Here is a 14167-nt window from a genome sequence, read left to right on the forward strand (position 1 = left end):
TATTTTTATTAAAACGCCATAGGCTGTTTTAACCTTAACTCAATCAGTTCTTTTGGATACCCGGTACAATTACAAAATTGTTCTTCCGTGCATCCAGCATATTCCTCCAACATATCATCAGAAATCAAGAGATATGCTGCAAACTGGTTTGCTTCTCGCTCAATTCCGGACGTGAGAAGCAGGGTTTTATGCTTGATAAAAGCGCAGTTCTCTTTCCGGTGCAGAACCGCGTGTCCCAGCTCGTGGGCAACAACAACGCGGAAAAGTTGGCTATCGGCAATATCTTCGTTGACGAAGATCCAGCGCTTTCTTTTTAACAGTTTATAGTTTCCGGCGATTTCTCCCAGCGGAACAATAGCAATTCCTATATTCAACTGGCGGGCGATGCTCACCGGATCTCTAGTGCCCATCATCCTATCGTAATACCGTATTAACCGCCGGATCTTATGTTCAATATTCTCCAAACGGCATCACCTACTTTTTATTTTTGTTAGGATTGTACTTTTCTTTGTTTTCTTTCTTGGTTTCCCGTAAAGCATATTCAATGGCGTTCTGGAGCAATCCCAGAGAGGCTTCACTGATCTCCACACCATTGTAGTACAGAGGACCGTCATCGCCTTTGCGGATTTCTCCCATGATCCGATCTAGGTCTTTTGCTATGTCGCGCTCATCTTTCGCGGTAAGCGCGGTTCCTTTTTTATCAGATGATGTCTCGCCAGTCATGAGATCATCTAAAGAAACTTCCAGTAAATCTGCAATTTGCTGAAGCTTGTCTACGCTGGGAATGTTTTTATTAAATTTGTTGATTGAACTTCTAGCAAATCCTAGTTCTTTTTCAAGTCGATTGATAGAATAGCCCCTTGATTTTGCAATATCGCGAATGCACTCATATAAACCCATAATATACCTCAAAATTTTGCGCAATTAGTCCTTGACATACGTAAAATCTTGTGTATAATAAAGATATGAGTTGCGCAAGATTTTGCGAATAAAAAACTATTGCGAGATTCTGTTATCGGTTGGTGGTACTTCTGATTTTAGAATATTTTACGCAATATGTCAATATATAATTCTCAAAATCTTACGCAATCATTAAAATGCGTGCCGCATTGGAGCAGGGTTGATAGTTGCAGGCGCTTTACAGCGCCTTTTCTAAGTGGAATGCCATCGGAGTTTCTCCGAAGCACCCGGTGTAAGACAGGGCTACTATCTTATATCCGAGCTTTACCCACTTGTCCGCAAGAGACTTGGAGTAAACGATTCTCTTTATGCTATCACCTCCTTTCAAGAGGCGATTTGCGGCACGTATTATTTATTATATCACGGGAGGTGAGATGGTGTTATATGACAACGTAAAAAAGCTATGCGAGGAAAAGGGAGTGTCAATTTTATCTTTGGAAAAAGCACTTGGCTTTCCACGCAGTAGTATCTGCAAATGGAACGACAATGAACCTGGGATCCGCAAAGTTCAGAAGGTGGCCGAGTATCTGGGAGTGGCAATTGAAGAACTCCTGAAATAATAGAAGGGAGGTGGCTTGTATGGTGAAATTGCCGGCATACATAATCGAATTCCAAATTGCTATGGATGGAGTGAAACGGTACACCGGCTGGACAGACGAAGAGTTTGCACAGCGGTTAGGAGTAACCGATCGCACACTCAGGAATATCAGAAAGGATCCTTGCAGCGCAAACGGCGGGTTGGTTCTGCGGGTACAGAGTATGCTGCAGGAGTATCGGAAAAAAGCCGGGGTAATCGGGTGAGAGAAGGAAGGTGATCTGGATGAATGTGATTGATTGTCAGATAGTAGAGACGAGGGAGCTGAGAGCGATGGCCCGCCACATGGACAAGCTCCAGGGTAAAGTGGAGCGGCTGGAGCGGGATCGGGCGGTGCTGTTTTGGATGTTTGTAATTGCAAGTATGGCGCTGGGGTATGTGCTGGCCAACGTGCCAGTGTGAGAGGAGGTTACGAGATGTCGAAGAAGGCAGCGGAGGGGTTGCGGGAGTACTGCCGCAAAACCATAGAGGATAGTAAGAACCATGGCCTGAATTGGGCGTACGGAGGCGTGTGTTACGCGTTCTATGCGGACTTGATCACGCGAGAGGAATTCAAGACACTTCTGGAGGAGTTTGAACTGATTCCTCCGGGGGCCGTATTGTGAGAGGAGGTGACCACATGAGCAAGCGGAAGAACGGCACCCTGCGGGCCGGGGCACGGCTGGGCTTAAACCCCTACGGCTGGGGCAACGGCCGTGGACAGGCCATGCAAGCAATGAAAAAGGCCCGCCGGCGGCAACCGGTCAGGGCCATGAGTAAATAACCATTTTTATTTTAAGCGAATTAAGGAGGATAAGTCAATGGTAAAAGGAAGAATCTGGGGAACTGTTTGCGGAAAGTATCGCGAGATAGAGATTGAAGAATGTGACGCGATTGTAGCGATCGGGATCAAGGACAAGGATGACAAGATTGGCTTACAATCATCAGCCATGGGCAGCGGATTAACAGCAGAAGATTTTGTGGTATCGGTTGCTGATGCCGTAGTCCATGAGGTTTCCAATCGAGGGGAATCCCCGAAGGAGAAGCGGGATCTGGTACGTCTGCTGGCATATGAAATTAACCGGAAAATCTTGAAAATAATCTTAAGGGAGGTGGAGAACTGATGAGCATGAAAATCAACCGTTTGGAGATCGAAAACGTCAAGCGGATCAAGGCGGTCAAGCTGGAACCGGCAGAGAACGGCTTGACGATTATCGGCGGGAACAACAACCAGGGAAAGACTTCCGTGCTGGATTCTATCGCCTGGGCGCTGGGCGGGGACCGGTACCGGCCTTCCCAGGCAGTCCGGGAAGGATCTGTCATTCCGCCGTATTTACATATCGTGATGAATAATGGTTTGGTGGTGGAACGGAAAGGCAAGAACAGCGATCTGAAAGTCACGGATCCCAGCGGAAAGAAAGCCGGCCAGCAGCTTCTCAACGAGTTTGTGAACCAGTTGGCCCTGGATCTGCCGAAGTTCATGGAGGCAAATGGAAAAGAAAAGGCCCAGATCCTTCTGCAGATCATCGGAGTGGGGGACCGGCTGACCCAGCTGGAACAGGAGGAGAAGCAGCTCTACAATGAGCGGCTGGCCATCGGGCGGATCACAGATCAGAAAAAGAAGTTCGCAAACGAGCAGACCTATTATCCGGATGCACCCAGGGAGATCATCTCCGCAGCGGACCTGATCCGGAAGCAGCAGGAGATCCTGGCAAGGAACGGGGAGAACCAGAGGAAGCGGGAAAACCTCCACCGCCTGGAACAGGAATACCAGCAGGTCACGGAAGAAATGGCGCGGCTGTTAAAGCGCCAGGCCTCCCTGGAAGAGGATCTGTTCACGGCCCGGAAATCGGCGCAGGATCTGATGGATGAATCCACGGAGGAACTGGAAAGGAGTATTACGCAGATTGATGAGATCAACCGCAGGGTGCGCGCCAACCTGGACAAGGAAAAGGCGGAGGAGGACGCCAGGGATTATGCGGAGCAGTACGACCGGCTGACCGGAGAGATCAACCGGGTCAGGGAAGCCCAGACGGAACTGTTAAACCAGGCGGAACTGCCCCTTCCCGGCCTGTCCGTCCAGGATGGGGAGCTGGTTTACCAGGGACAGAAGTGGGACAACATGTCCGGATCGGACCGGCTGAAGGTGGCCACCGCCGTCGTGCGTCGGCTGAATCCTCAGTGCGGGTTCGTCCTGCTGGACAAGCTGGAGCAGATGGATGTCCGGACATTAAAGGAGTTCGGCGCCTGGCTGGAGAAGGAAGGACTGCAGGCCATTGCCACCCGGGTGAGTACCGGAGGGGAATGCAGCATCATCATTGAGGACGGCTACAGCCAGGAGGAAACAGCCGCGGCGCCAGCGCCGAAGGCAAACAAATGGAAAGCAGGTGAATTTTAATGAAGATTATCCGCGGAAAGCAGCCCAGCGCAAAAAAGATCGTGGTGTACGGTCCGGAAGGGATCGGGAAGAGCACGTTCGCTTCCCGGTTCCCGGATCCGGTGTTTATCGATACGGAGGGAAGTACCAAGGACATGGATGTAGCCCGGTTTGAGGCTCCATCCAGCTGGCAGATGATCCTGGAGCAGGTGCGTTATGTAAAAGCCCATCCGGAAATCTGCCGGACGCTGGTCCTGGACACGGCAGACTGGGCGGAGATGCGCTGCATTGACCATATCTGTGCCCGGTACCACAAGGACGGACTGGAGGAGTTTGGCTATGGAAAAGGATACACCTACGTGCAGGAGGAATTCGGCCGGCTGCTGAACCTGCTGGAGGAAGTCGTTGGGCTGGGGATCCATGTGGTGATGACGGCCCACGCGAAGATGCGCAAGTTTGAGCAGCCGGACGAACTGGGGGCCTATGACCGCTGGGAGATGAAGCTGACGAAACAGACGGCTCCCATGGTCAAGGAATGGGCGGACATGGTGCTGTTCGCCAACTATAAGACGTTCGTGGTCAACGTGGACGGCCAGGGTGCCCAGAAGGGAAAGAACAAGGCTCAGGGCGGAAAACGAGTGATGTTTACCACCCATCATCCCTGCTGGGATGCTAAAAACCGGTATGGGCTGCCGGAAGAACTGTCGTTTGATTATAGGGAGATCGCTTCGATTTTGGCAATTTCCGAGGGTGCGCCGGCAGTACCGGAAGAAACTCCCTCTCCGCCCCGCAAGGGTCCGGAAAAGCCATCAGAAGCAGCTGCAGAGCCTTCTGATCAGAATCCGGATCTCCCGCCGTTTATGCGCCAGGAAACGATGCGGGAGGAGGCAAGACCAAAAGAGGAGACATCTTCAAGGGCGGATCCTTCGCAGGAGAAACGTGCGGAGAGGATGCCGGATCCGCCAGGCCGCCACGCTGCGGACACTCCGCCGGCGCCCATGGCTCCGCGGTCCCTCCCGGAAAATATTCCCAAGGCACTACGGGATCTGATGGAGGCCAACAAGGTGGATGAGTGGGACATCCAGAACGTAGTGGCAGCTAGGGGATATTATCCGGCAGATACCCCGATCCAGGCATACGATCCGGACTTTATTGACGGTGTACTGGTCGGGGCATGGGGACAGGTCTACCGGATGATCCGGGAAATGAAAGAGAAAGAAGCGATTCCATTTAATTAGGAGGTAATGACATGGCAGAAGATTTGGGAAAAGAACTGAGCTGGGATGACCAGATCGAAAACGAAGGGCAGGAGTTTGAGCTCCTGCCGGAAGGAACCTATGATTACACGGTGGAGAGTATGGCGCGGGGGAGGTTCGCCGGAAGCGAGCGGATGGCCGCCTGCAACTGCGCCAACCTGACCCTGCTGATCCGCAACCCGGAGACCGGAAACGACTGCCGGGTGTTTGACACCCTGTACTTAAACTCCAAGGCAGAGTGGAGGCTGAGCCAGTTCTTCCTGTCCATCGGGCAGAAGAAAAAGGGGGAGCCCCTGCGCCCCAACTGGGCGGCGGTGCCCACTTCCTGCGGAAAAGTAGAGATCGAGGTTCATGAGTATGTAGACAAGAACGGGAAGGCCCGGAAAAACAACCGGGTGGCGAAATACCTTCCGTACGAACCGAAAAAGTTTGTGGCAGGTGAGTTTTAATGGAACTGCGGCCTTATCAGGAGGAAGCGAAACGCGCGGTGTTTGAGAGCTGGGAGGCGGGGACACTGCGCACCCTGTTGGTGCTGCCCACTGGCTGCGGAAAAACCATCGTGTTCGCGAAGATCACGGAGGACTGTGTGCGGCGGGGGGACCGGGTGCTGATCCTGGCCCACCGGGGAGAGCTGCTGCACCAGGCGGCGGACAAGCTGCAGCAGGCCACCGGCCTGCGGTGTGCGGTGGAAAAGGCGGAAGAGACCTGTCTGGGAAGCTGGTACCGGGTGACCGTGGGATCTGTGCAGTCACTGATGCGGGAAAAGCGTCTGGGACAGTTCCCGCCCGGATATTTTTCCACCATCATCATCGATGAGGCCCACCACTGCCTGTCGGAGGGCTATCAGCGGGTACTGGAACACTTCCCAAACGCGAAAGTGCTGGGAGTGACGGCCACGCCCGACCGGGGGGATATGCGCAACCTGGGAGAATTCTTCCAGAGCCTGGCCTATGAGTATTCCCTGCCCAGGGCCATCCGGGAAGGATACCTTTCCCCCATCAAGGCCCTGACGATCCCGTTAAAGCTGGACCTGTCCGGCGTGGGAATCCAGACCGGGGATTTTAAGGCGGGGGAGATCAGCACCGCCCTGGACCCATATCTGCACCAGATCGCGGAGGAAATGGGCCGGTACTGCAGGGACCGGAAGACCGTGGTATTCCTCCCTCTGGTCAAGACCTCCCAGAAGTTCCGGGACATCTTAAACGAGGCAGGATTTCAGGCCGCGGAGGTCAATGGAGAGAGCGGGGACCGGGCGGAAGTGCTGGCGGATTTTGAGGCCGGCCGTTACAACGTCCTCTGTAATTCCATGCTGCTGACGGAAGGCTGGGACTGCCCGTCCGTGGACTGTGTCGTGGTGCTCCGGCCGACCAAGGTGCGGAGCCTGTACTGCCAGATGGTGGGAAGGGGCACCCGCCTGGCGCCGGGAAAGGACCATCTGCTGTTATTGGACTTTTTGTGGCACACAGAGCGGCATGAGCTGTGCCATCCGGCTTCCCTGATCTGTGAGAGCGAGGAAGTGGCGAAAAAGATGACGGAGAACCTGGAGGAGGCCGCCGGATGCCCGGTGGACCTGGAGGAAGCGGAGCACCAGGCTTCGGAGGATGTGGTGGCGCAAAGGGAGGAAGCCCTGGCCAAAAAGCTGTCGGAGATGAAGCGGAGAAAGCGGGCCCTGGTGGATCCGCTGCAGTTCGAGATGAGCATCCAGGCGGAAGACCTGTCAGGCTACGTGCCTGCGTTTGGCTGGGAGATGGCGCCGCCGTCAGACGGACAGAAATCGGCCCTGGAAAAGCTGGGGATTCTGCCGGATGAGATTGACAATGCCGGGAAAGCCAGCCTGCTGCTGGACCGGCTGCACAAGCGGAAAGAAGAGGGACTGACGACCCCGAAGCAGATCCGTTTCCTGGAACAGAGAGGGTTCCAGCACGTGGGGACCTGGAGATTTGAAGCGGCCCGGACTCTGATCGACCGGATCGCGGGGAATGGATGGAGGATCCCGGCGGGGATCCGCCCCCAGGAGTATGTCCCCGAGTAAGGAGTAAGAGATGGAACAGAACCAGTACGACCTGTTGGAGGTCTTGCAATCGATTGACCCGGCGGAGTTGTCCTACCAGGACTGGGTCAACGTGGGAATGGCCCTGAAATATGAAGGGTACGACGTGGGGATCTGGGAGGACTGGAGCCGGCGGGATCCCGGCCGGTTTCATACCGGGGAGTGCATCCGGAAGTGGAGGTCCTTTTCCGGGAGCAGTTCGCCCGTCAAGGGAGGAACGCTGGTCCAGCTGGCCAGGGAGCAGGGCTGGACGCCTCCGACGGACCTGGGGACGCCCCTGGGCTGGGATGATGCGATCACAGAGGACGGTGTGGTTGTGGACAGCAACTGGGTGGAGGGAAAGGAAGTGGAAGAGCCGGCCCACTGGGATCCGGTCCGGGACTTAACCCTCTACCTGGAAACCCTGTTTGACTCCACGGAAAACGTCGGGTATGTGACCCAGAGTTTTGAAAAAGACGGAAAATATATGCCCACCAAGGGGAGCTGGGACCGCACGGCCGGGCAACTTATTGAACAGCTGTCCCACTGTAATGGGGACATCGGCAGCGTGCTGGGAGACTATAACCCGGAGGTGGGGGCATGGATCCGATTCAATCCCCTGGATGGGAACGGGGTCCGGAATGAGAACGTGACCGATTTCCGTTATGCCCTGGTGGAATCGGACAGCATGGAGATTGAAAAACAGAATGCCATCATCCGGGAACTGGAGCTTCCGGTGGCCTGCCTGGTGCATTCCGGAAAGAAGAGCCTGCACGCTATTGTGCGGGTGGACGCCGCGGATTACGGCGAATACCGGAAACGGGTGGATTACCTGTATGAGGTGTGCGAGAAGAACGGCTTAAAGATTGACAAGCAGAACCGGAACCCGTCCCGGCTCTCCCGGATGCCGGGAGTCATGCGGAATGGGAAGAAGCAGTTCCTGGTGGACGTGAATATCGGAAAAGAGAGCTGGTCCCAGTGGCAGGAATGGATCGAGGGGATCAACGATGATCTTCCGGATCCGGAGCCCCTGGAAGAGGTCTGGGACCACCTTCCTGACCTGGCGCCGGCGCTGATCCACGGCGTACTTCGCCAGGGGCACAAGATGCTGATCGCCGGCCCGTCCAAAGCGGGAAAGTCCTTCCTGCAGATCGAGCTGGCCATTGCCATCGCAGAGGGAAAGAAGTGGCTGTCCTGGGACTGTGCTCAGGGGAGGGTGCTTTACGTCAACCTGGAGCTGGACCGGGCCAGCTGCCTGCACCGCTTTAAGGACGTGTACCAGGCGTTAGGATACCCGGAAAATAACCTGAAAAACATTGACGTCTGGAATCTGAGAGGCCGGTCCGTCCCGATGGACAAGCTGGCGCCGAAGCTGATCCGCAGAGCGGCGAAAAAGGACTATATCGCAGTGATCATTGACCCGATTTACAAGGTCCTCACCGGGGATGAGAACAGCGCAGATCAGATGGCGAACTTCTGCAACCAGTTTGACAAGGTATGCACGGAGCTGGGGACAGCGGTGATCTACTGCCACCATCACAGCAAGGGCGCCCAGGGGAGCAAGCGGTCGATGGACCGCGCATCCGGGTCCGGTGTGTTCGCCAGGGATCCGGACGCTCTGCTGGACCTGATCGAACTGGAGACCACGGAAGCGTTGATGAAACAGGAGGAGAACAAGGCTATCTGTGAGGCCTGCAGGCAGTATCTGGACGCGCATTTTAAATGGGAAGACGATCTCTCCCAGGACGATCTGTGCAGCAGCGCGCAGATGCTGCGGTACTGTAAGGACCATCTGGATCGGTGGCAGATGGCGGCGTTAAACCGGATCCTGGATGCGGAAAGGGCGCGGGTGGCAGCTATGACGGCCTGGAGGATCGAAGGAACCCTCCGGGAATTTCCGAAGTTTTCGCCGGTGAATGTGTGGTTCGGGTACCCGGTGCATTACATTGACCGCAGCGGGGCGTTGGGAGATATCCAGCCGGAAACGGATCTCCCGCCGTGGAAAAAGGGCGCGGCGAAAAATAAAAAGAATGCCGAAGATCGGAAAGAGGAGCGCCGGAAATCCCTGGAGGAAGCTGTGGAGAATGCCTGTTTCGGGGAGGCACCGGCGGTAGAAGAGGTGGCCAATTACCTCGGAATTTCCGGGCGGTCCGTCCGGGATCGGGTCAAAGAACATGGGGGTTATACCATTGAGGACGGAGTCATTCAGAAGAAATAGAGTTATCCACAATGAAAAAGTTATCCACAAAACGGAGTTATCCACAAAAATCCCAGTGCGGGAAAGACTGGAAGTTAAGACTTCCCCGCAAAACGAGGAAGAGGGGGAAGACTGAATTTTAAGTCTTCCCCGTCAAGGAGGTCCGTGCGGGGAACACTGAATTTCAGTCTTCCCCTCCAGGGCAGCAGAGTGCGGGGAAGACATACTTTTCAGTCTTCCCCCGAGTGCGGGGAAGACTGTACCCTAAAGGGTAAATATTTTCCCCCGCAGTCGCGTGGTCACGGGGGTAGGAGAGGGACGGGCCTAAGGCTGCCCGGCCCGTCTCCCTTCCCCCTCCCCGATGACAGGGCGCAGATGTGGATAAAAAGAAAAGTTTTAAACGTTAATTCGATAAAGCAAAGAGGGAGGAGTGGTGATCATGGTCAAAGAATTTTTCATGCCGATGGTCCCGCCCACGAAAACGCATCAGGAGAAACAGGTGCGGATCGTGAAGGGGAAGCCGGTCTTCTACGAGCCGGCGGAGCTGAAGGCAGCCAGACAGAAACTGCGGGACCACCTGGGACGCCATCAGATGGAGCGGCCGTTTGAAGGGGCGGTCCGGCTTACGACCTGGTGGTGCTTCCCCAGAGGGGAACATCGTGACGGGGAATACCGGACCAGCAAGCCGGACACGGACAACCTGGTGAAGATGCTCAAGGATGTGATGACGGAGTTGGGGTTCTGGAAGGATGACGCCCAGGTGGCCAGTGAGGTGATCGAAAAGTATTGGGCACAGATCCCGGGGATTTACGTGAAGGTGGAGAACATATGACGAACGCGGAGGTGCAGGCAGGATTTACGGAGGTGTACAACCGGTTCTGGCTGAATTACCGGGACAAGCCGCTACCGAAAGATTCGGACGAGTGGGAGCGGATGCACACCTGGGCCGTGGTGCTCATGAAAAAGTATCCCTTCCTGCGGGATACGGTGGCCAGCATGGTGGAAGAACTGGATCAGAGAATGAGGAGGCGTGAACATGATAACGGCAGAGAAAGCCAGAAAAATGGCAGATGAATTTCTGGAGAATCGGATAGGGGAATCCAGAAGACGGGTGGAAAAAGAGATTTCAGAAGCGGCTGCGAGAGGAGAGGTCGTGATCCATATCGGCGGGCCGATCCCGCAGGAGCTGATGGCAGAATTACGTGCGAATGGCTTTACTGTGGACAGCAGCTTTTACCTGAATGATACCACGTACACAATCAGCTGGTAGGGAGGCGGTACGATGAACCGGGCAGAAAGACGGCGTGTGGAGAAGCAGAAGGCGGTCAGGAGGCTTCAGAAAGAGCTGACTGGACAAATCCTCCAGGAAGTGGAAAATGACCGTGTAGAGGCACTGATGACGTGCTTCGTGCTGGCGCTGCATGAGGAGTTTGGTTTCGGGAAAGAACGCTGCCTGAGAGCGCTGAGACGAGTGGACAGCTACATGGAGCCCTACGTCAGCAGCAAAGAGAGCGTACAGCAGCTGAAAGAGAAAGTGCGGGATGAAGTGGGGATCGTGATCAGCTGTTGATGTATCGAGTTGATGAATTGATGGATTCAGTTGATGGATCGGTTAATGTATGCAAAGGAGGAGGGTGTCATGGAAAACGAAGAGTGGAAAGCGGAGAAGAAGCGCAAGAAAGCGCAAATGGCAGCCATGCAGGCGCTCCCGTATAAAGTCAAGGTCAAGCGAGCGGAGTTGAGGGCTATTGAGTTCATAGAGAAGCTGGACGATATGGGCCTGGAGGCACACGTGAGTGTTGGGGGATTGGACAGTATTGTGCTGCTGATGTTTCTGAGAAAAATAGGCATTGATGTGCCGGCCATATCGGTGTCCAGTCTGGAGGACAAGAGCATTCAAAAGGTACATAAGGCGCTGGGAGTGATTTCCCTGGCACCCGGAAAACCGAAGGTGCAGATTTTGCAGGAGTATGGATTTCCGGTGATCTCCAAAAAGATTGCTGGACGGATTGACACTCTGCAGCACCCGACGGAGAAGAATAAGACGGTTCGCCATGCGATTATCACCGGCGAATGCGGCGCACAGGGCCATTTCGCAAAGAACAGCCGCATGAAACTGCCACAGAAATGGCTGGAACTGTTCGCAGGATATGAGAACGAGAATGAGGGAGTGAACTATCAGATTGCGCCGTTCCTGGTGTCCAATAAGTGCTGTCTGTACATGAAAGAGATGCCTTGTGATCGCTGGGCAAAAGAGCACAAGAGCCGCCCCTTCCTGGGGCTGATGGCGTCAGAAGGAGGGCAGCGCGAGGAAGCGTTGATAGAACACGGTTGCAACTAGTTGCAACTACTTTGGCAAGGGAGTGATTCGGAGCGCACCGTTTACTCCGTTCCTGAGGCAGGACCTGCTGCAGCTTGCATTGGATCTGAATGCGCCGATTCCGGAAATCTACGGGAAGATCGTTCGTAAACCGGATGGGACGCTCTATACCACTGGTGCTCAGCGCACTGGGTGCAGTATGTGTGGGTTTGGAATCCATTTGGAGTCGCGGCCGCATCGTTTTGACCGCCTTCGGGAGCGGAATCCCAAAGAATGGGAGTTCTGGATGTATCGGTGCTGCACGGATCCAGTGACCGGTGAGAAATATGGCTGGGGTCGGGTGCTGGATTATATAGGAGTGCCGTGGGAGGATTATCCTGCGGTGCAGATGAGTTTGTTTGATGAGTAGGGGAGGGAGCGAGTCAATGAGAGAGATACTCTTTAAAGCGAAGAGGATAGACAACGGAGATTGGGTTGAAGGAAATTATATCACAGACGAACAAGACAAGGAGAAGGCGTACATTGGATATATCTTCGGGATTGAAGATTTTGATATTGTCGAAGTTAATCCTGAAACACTCTGCCAATATACCGAACTGAAAGACAAGAACGGTAATCGGATATGGGAGAATGATATTGTAAGAATTGAAAATTCAATGGACGAAGGAATTGGAAATGTAGAATTTTATGGTGGCATGTGGTACGTGGACGGAGAACCAAACAATAACCTGTATGACATTTTAGAATACGATGATGGAGAGGTTGAAGTTATCGGAAATATCTTCGACAACCCAGAATTATTAGGAAAGGACGGTACAGAATGAGCGACTTAATCAGCCGGAAAGCGTTGTTGGATAGACTTAGAGGAAATGTGTTGGTTGATGTTACACCGGAACTTGAAGAAGCTATTGAGGATCAGCCGACTGCCTTTGACGTGGAAAAGGTGGTATCGGAATTGCAGGAAGCAAAGGAACTAGATGTGTATGTGCCCCTCGAAGATGCTTTGGAAATTATCCGGAAAGGCGGGATTGAGGAGGAGTGACAGATGAAAGTAAGGGTATCTATGCCAGGTATGGCCACAATGGCGGAGATAGAAGACAGTAAAGCGGGGAAAGTATATAAAGAATTGGCGTTACAGTTGTTAGGGTTTGGCGTTACATTCCGAAAAACGGAAGAACAGCTTTCAGAACCAGGACGGGAGGTTCCAATGGAAGTACCTTCCGGAGAGGCCACCGAACCAGAGCCTGAGCTACTGGATCCGGAAGCACTGGATCTGGAAACGGAATATCCGGAAATAAAGGAGGAGCCAAGAGGATATAGTGGATTTCTTTACGTCAAGTGTTCTCACTGTGGAAAGGTCAAGGCGTTCTGCACTAAAATAAACATTAAATATTATTTGTGCCGTGAATGTGGCAGAAAGACTGATTTGGAAGACCTTGTCCCGTTATACATAAACTGTGAGTGTGGTCGCAGGGCAAAATACATGACAAATATGACAGATGAGGAATTTGATGTAAACTGTCCAGAATGTGGGGCACCAGTTGTAGTTACGTGGAATAAAAAGAAAAAGCTGTACGAGCCAATCAGAAATTAGAGGAGGGCAGGTAATGAAAGACTATGAGGTAAACGGCAGCGGTGTGCGTGACCCCGTGGCGGCCAAAGCCATCCGGGAAGCAGATCGACCGCCAGAAGATCTGTCCCGGGCCATCCGGCTGATGAAGTTTGCGGCGGACTGCCTGGGCTTTGAGGTGGTTGGGCGGATCGTGTTGCGGGATGCGGAGACCGGGAGAGTGTGGAGGTGATGCCAGTGGACAAGCAGATCCTGTACCAGTACATAGACGCCTGCGAGCTGGTCAAAGAGACGGAGCGGGAGATTGAGCAGATCCGGCGCCGACGGCGGGAGATTGTCACCGATAAGGTCAAGATGTCGGATTATGAGTTTCCCTTCGGGCAGATCAGCTGCACCATCCACGGGATTCCTTATGATGTCCAGGACCGTGAGATGCAGGACCGAAAAGAGCGCATCCTGGAGGAGCGCAAGGCCGCTGCAGAGGCGATCAAGCTGCAGGTGGAGGAGTGGCTGGCGACAGTGCCGCTGCGGATGCAGCGCATTATCCGATACAAGGTATTCGAGGGAATGACGTGGGAAGAGGTGGCTCAGAGGATGGGGCGGAAGGCGACGGCGGACAGTGTAAAGAAGGAATTTCAGAGATTTATGGCAGAAAAATAAAGTTTGTCCCATTTGTCCCCAATGTCCCGTTTTTAAGTGCTATAGTATAAGCTGGAAGCAGTGGATAGACCCAAACCCATTGATTTTACCCTCCTTTGACAGTCCCTCGCCAGGTGTCACAGCCTGGCGGGGGATTCTTTATCCACAAGATGTTGATAAAATGGTGGATAAAACACAAGATATGGAAAATGAACTACGATGACGAAATGTAAGAGGTGAGACGA

At 53.7% G+C, this 14167-nt stretch carries 23 protein-coding genes; 21 read left to right on the forward strand and 2 right to left on the reverse strand.

Going from position 1 to position 14167, the window contains the following annotated elements:
- Positions 1-8: 8 nt before the first annotated feature.
- Positions 9-464 carry an ImmA/IrrE family metallo-endopeptidase gene (locus B5E84_RS09940; protein ID WP_087222244.1) on the reverse strand — a complete coding sequence of 152 codons (456 nt, stop codon included), beginning with the start codon at positions 462-464 and terminating at the stop codon, positions 9-11.
- A gap of 10 nt (positions 465-474) precedes the next feature.
- Positions 475-900 (reverse strand): helix-turn-helix domain-containing protein, encoded by a 426-nt coding sequence (locus tag B5E84_RS09945; RefSeq protein ID WP_087222246.1) that lies wholly within the window; start codon positions 898-900, stop codon positions 475-477.
- Between the two features lie 434 nt (positions 901-1334).
- Between B5E84_RS09945 and B5E84_RS09950 the strand changes: the two genes are divergently transcribed.
- The 21 genes from B5E84_RS09950 to B5E84_RS10040 all read left to right on the forward strand — a co-directional run bounded on the left by B5E84_RS09950 (position 1335) and on the right by B5E84_RS10040 (position 13943).
- Positions 1335-1520: a helix-turn-helix domain-containing protein gene (locus tag B5E84_RS09950; RefSeq protein ID WP_242963338.1), complete on the forward strand. Its 186-nt coding sequence runs from the start codon at positions 1335-1337 to the stop codon at positions 1518-1520.
- A 260-nt stretch (positions 1521-1780) separates the two neighbouring features.
- Entirely contained in the window at positions 1781-1957 is a 177-nt protein-coding gene (locus tag B5E84_RS20615; RefSeq protein WP_162612840.1) for a hypothetical protein, read from the forward strand.
- Positions 1958-1971: 14 nt separating this feature from the next.
- Positions 1972-2160 carry a hypothetical protein gene (locus B5E84_RS09960; protein ID WP_087222250.1) on the forward strand — a complete coding sequence of 63 codons (189 nt, stop codon included), beginning with the start codon at positions 1972-1974 and terminating at the stop codon, positions 2158-2160.
- A gap of 14 nt (positions 2161-2174) precedes the next feature.
- Entirely contained in the window at positions 2175-2318 is a 144-nt protein-coding gene (locus B5E84_RS20620) for a hypothetical protein (RefSeq protein ID WP_162612841.1), read from the forward strand.
- A 37-nt stretch (positions 2319-2355) separates the two neighbouring features.
- The gene (locus tag B5E84_RS09965; RefSeq protein WP_087222251.1) at positions 2356-2658 is read left to right on the forward strand and encodes a hypothetical protein; all 303 of its coding nucleotides are present in this window, start codon (positions 2356-2358) and stop codon (positions 2656-2658) included.
- Positions 2658-3932 (forward strand): AAA family ATPase, encoded by a 1275-nt coding sequence (locus tag B5E84_RS09970; RefSeq protein ID WP_087222254.1) that lies wholly within the window; start codon positions 2658-2660, stop codon positions 3930-3932. The genes B5E84_RS09965 and B5E84_RS09970 overlap by 1 nt, the downstream gene beginning before the upstream one ends.
- Complete coding sequence (locus tag B5E84_RS09975) at positions 3932-5149, forward strand: ATP-binding protein (protein ID WP_087222256.1); 1218 nt, start codon at positions 3932-3934, stop codon at positions 5147-5149. The genes B5E84_RS09970 and B5E84_RS09975 overlap by 1 nt, the downstream gene beginning before the upstream one ends.
- Before the next feature lie 11 nt (positions 5150-5160).
- Positions 5161-5616 (forward strand): DUF669 domain-containing protein, encoded by a 456-nt coding sequence (locus tag B5E84_RS09980; RefSeq protein WP_087222258.1) that lies wholly within the window; start codon positions 5161-5163, stop codon positions 5614-5616.
- On the forward strand, positions 5616-7199 hold the full coding sequence (locus B5E84_RS09985; RefSeq protein WP_087222260.1) for a DEAD/DEAH box helicase: 1584 nt from the start codon (positions 5616-5618) through the stop codon (positions 7197-7199). Before B5E84_RS09980 ends, B5E84_RS09985 begins: the two co-directional genes overlap by 1 nt.
- Before the next feature lie 10 nt (positions 7200-7209).
- Complete coding sequence (locus B5E84_RS09990) at positions 7210-9414, forward strand: AAA family ATPase (RefSeq protein WP_087222262.1); 2205 nt, start codon at positions 7210-7212, stop codon at positions 9412-9414.
- A 418-nt stretch (positions 9415-9832) separates the two neighbouring features.
- Positions 9833-10225 (forward strand): RusA family crossover junction endodeoxyribonuclease, encoded by a 393-nt coding sequence (locus B5E84_RS09995; RefSeq protein WP_087222264.1) that lies wholly within the window; start codon positions 9833-9835, stop codon positions 10223-10225.
- Entirely contained in the window at positions 10222-10467 is a 246-nt protein-coding gene (locus tag B5E84_RS10000; protein WP_087222266.1) for a hypothetical protein, read from the forward strand. Before B5E84_RS09995 ends, B5E84_RS10000 begins: the two co-directional genes overlap by 4 nt.
- Positions 10430-10663 (forward strand): hypothetical protein, encoded by a 234-nt coding sequence (locus tag B5E84_RS10005; protein ID WP_143469203.1) that lies wholly within the window; start codon positions 10430-10432, stop codon positions 10661-10663. Before B5E84_RS10000 ends, B5E84_RS10005 begins: the two co-directional genes overlap by 38 nt.
- 12 nt (positions 10664-10675) lie before the next feature.
- Complete coding sequence (locus B5E84_RS10010; protein WP_087222270.1) at positions 10676-10963, forward strand: hypothetical protein; 288 nt, start codon at positions 10676-10678, stop codon at positions 10961-10963.
- Positions 10964-11032: 69 nt separating this feature from the next.
- The gene (locus B5E84_RS21300; protein WP_330374225.1) at positions 11033-11734 is read left to right on the forward strand and encodes a hypothetical protein; all 702 of its coding nucleotides are present in this window, start codon (positions 11033-11035) and stop codon (positions 11732-11734) included.
- Positions 11735-11813: 79 nt separating this feature from the next.
- Complete coding sequence (locus tag B5E84_RS21305; protein WP_330374226.1) at positions 11814-12122, forward strand: hypothetical protein; 309 nt, start codon at positions 11814-11816, stop codon at positions 12120-12122.
- A 16-nt stretch (positions 12123-12138) separates the two neighbouring features.
- Positions 12139-12537, forward strand: coding sequence for a YopX family protein (locus B5E84_RS10020; protein WP_162612842.1), 399 nt, complete (start codon positions 12139-12141; stop codon positions 12535-12537).
- A complete protein-coding gene (locus B5E84_RS10025) occupies positions 12534-12755 on the forward strand; it encodes a hypothetical protein (protein WP_087222274.1) in 222 nt (73 codons plus the stop codon). Before B5E84_RS10020 ends, B5E84_RS10025 begins: the two co-directional genes overlap by 4 nt.
- A 3-nt stretch (positions 12756-12758) precedes the next feature.
- Positions 12759-13307 carry a hypothetical protein gene (locus tag B5E84_RS10030; RefSeq protein ID WP_087222276.1) on the forward strand — a complete coding sequence of 183 codons (549 nt, stop codon included), beginning with the start codon at positions 12759-12761 and terminating at the stop codon, positions 13305-13307.
- A 13-nt stretch (positions 13308-13320) separates the two neighbouring features.
- Positions 13321-13515, forward strand: coding sequence for a hypothetical protein (locus tag B5E84_RS10035; protein WP_087222278.1), 195 nt, complete (start codon positions 13321-13323; stop codon positions 13513-13515).
- Positions 13515-13943 (forward strand): RNA polymerase subunit sigma-70, encoded by a 429-nt coding sequence (locus B5E84_RS10040; RefSeq protein WP_334293412.1) that lies wholly within the window; start codon positions 13515-13517, stop codon positions 13941-13943. Before B5E84_RS10035 ends, B5E84_RS10040 begins: the two co-directional genes overlap by 1 nt.
- Positions 13944-14167 lie beyond the last annotated feature (224 nt).

This window comes from Lachnoclostridium sp. An14 (assembly GCF_002160755.1).
Classification (GTDB): domain Bacteria; phylum Bacillota; class Clostridia; order Lachnospirales; family Lachnospiraceae; genus Lachnoclostridium_A.

Coding starts and splice junctions, on each gene's coding strand:
- B5E84_RS10025 (WP_087222274.1), top strand. CDS start 12,534: ATGAGCGACTTAATCAGCCGGAAAGCGTTGTTGGATAGACTTAGAGGA.
- B5E84_RS09980 (WP_087222258.1), top strand. CDS start 5,161: ATGGCAGAAGATTTGGGAAAAGAACTGAGCTGGGATGACCAGATCGAA.
- B5E84_RS09995 (WP_087222264.1), top strand. CDS start 9,833: ATGGTCAAAGAATTTTTCATGCCGATGGTCCCGCCCACGAAAACGCAT.
- B5E84_RS09960 (WP_087222250.1), top strand. CDS start 1,972: ATGTCGAAGAAGGCAGCGGAGGGGTTGCGGGAGTACTGCCGCAAAACC.
- B5E84_RS20620 (WP_162612841.1), top strand. CDS start 2,175: ATGAGCAAGCGGAAGAACGGCACCCTGCGGGCCGGGGCACGGCTGGGC.
- B5E84_RS09970 (WP_087222254.1), top strand. CDS start 2,658: ATGAGCATGAAAATCAACCGTTTGGAGATCGAAAACGTCAAGCGGATC.
- B5E84_RS10030 (WP_087222276.1), top strand. CDS start 12,759: ATGAAAGTAAGGGTATCTATGCCAGGTATGGCCACAATGGCGGAGATA.
- B5E84_RS09965 (WP_087222251.1), top strand. CDS start 2,356: ATGGTAAAAGGAAGAATCTGGGGAACTGTTTGCGGAAAGTATCGCGAG.
- B5E84_RS10005 (WP_143469203.1), top strand. CDS start 10,430: ATGATAACGGCAGAGAAAGCCAGAAAAATGGCAGATGAATTTCTGGAG.
- B5E84_RS10040 (WP_334293412.1), top strand. CDS start 13,515: ATGCCAGTGGACAAGCAGATCCTGTACCAGTACATAGACGCCTGCGAG.
- B5E84_RS09945 (WP_087222246.1), bottom strand. CDS start 900: ATGGGTTTATATGAGTGCATTCGCGATATTGCAAAATCAAGGGGCTAT.
- B5E84_RS09985 (WP_087222260.1), top strand. CDS start 5,616: ATGGAACTGCGGCCTTATCAGGAGGAAGCGAAACGCGCGGTGTTTGAG.
- B5E84_RS20615 (WP_162612840.1), top strand. CDS start 1,781: ATGAATGTGATTGATTGTCAGATAGTAGAGACGAGGGAGCTGAGAGCG.
- B5E84_RS09975 (WP_087222256.1), top strand. CDS start 3,932: ATGAAGATTATCCGCGGAAAGCAGCCCAGCGCAAAAAAGATCGTGGTG.
- B5E84_RS09950 (WP_242963338.1), top strand. CDS start 1,335: ATGGTGTTATATGACAACGTAAAAAAGCTATGCGAGGAAAAGGGAGTG.
- B5E84_RS10020 (WP_162612842.1), top strand. CDS start 12,139: ATGAGAGAGATACTCTTTAAAGCGAAGAGGATAGACAACGGAGATTGG.
- B5E84_RS09990 (WP_087222262.1), top strand. CDS start 7,210: ATGGAACAGAACCAGTACGACCTGTTGGAGGTCTTGCAATCGATTGAC.
- B5E84_RS10000 (WP_087222266.1), top strand. CDS start 10,222: ATGACGAACGCGGAGGTGCAGGCAGGATTTACGGAGGTGTACAACCGG.
- B5E84_RS10035 (WP_087222278.1), top strand. CDS start 13,321: ATGAAAGACTATGAGGTAAACGGCAGCGGTGTGCGTGACCCCGTGGCG.
- B5E84_RS21300 (WP_330374225.1), top strand. CDS start 11,033: ATGGAAAACGAAGAGTGGAAAGCGGAGAAGAAGCGCAAGAAAGCGCAA.
- B5E84_RS10010 (WP_087222270.1), top strand. CDS start 10,676: ATGAACCGGGCAGAAAGACGGCGTGTGGAGAAGCAGAAGGCGGTCAGG.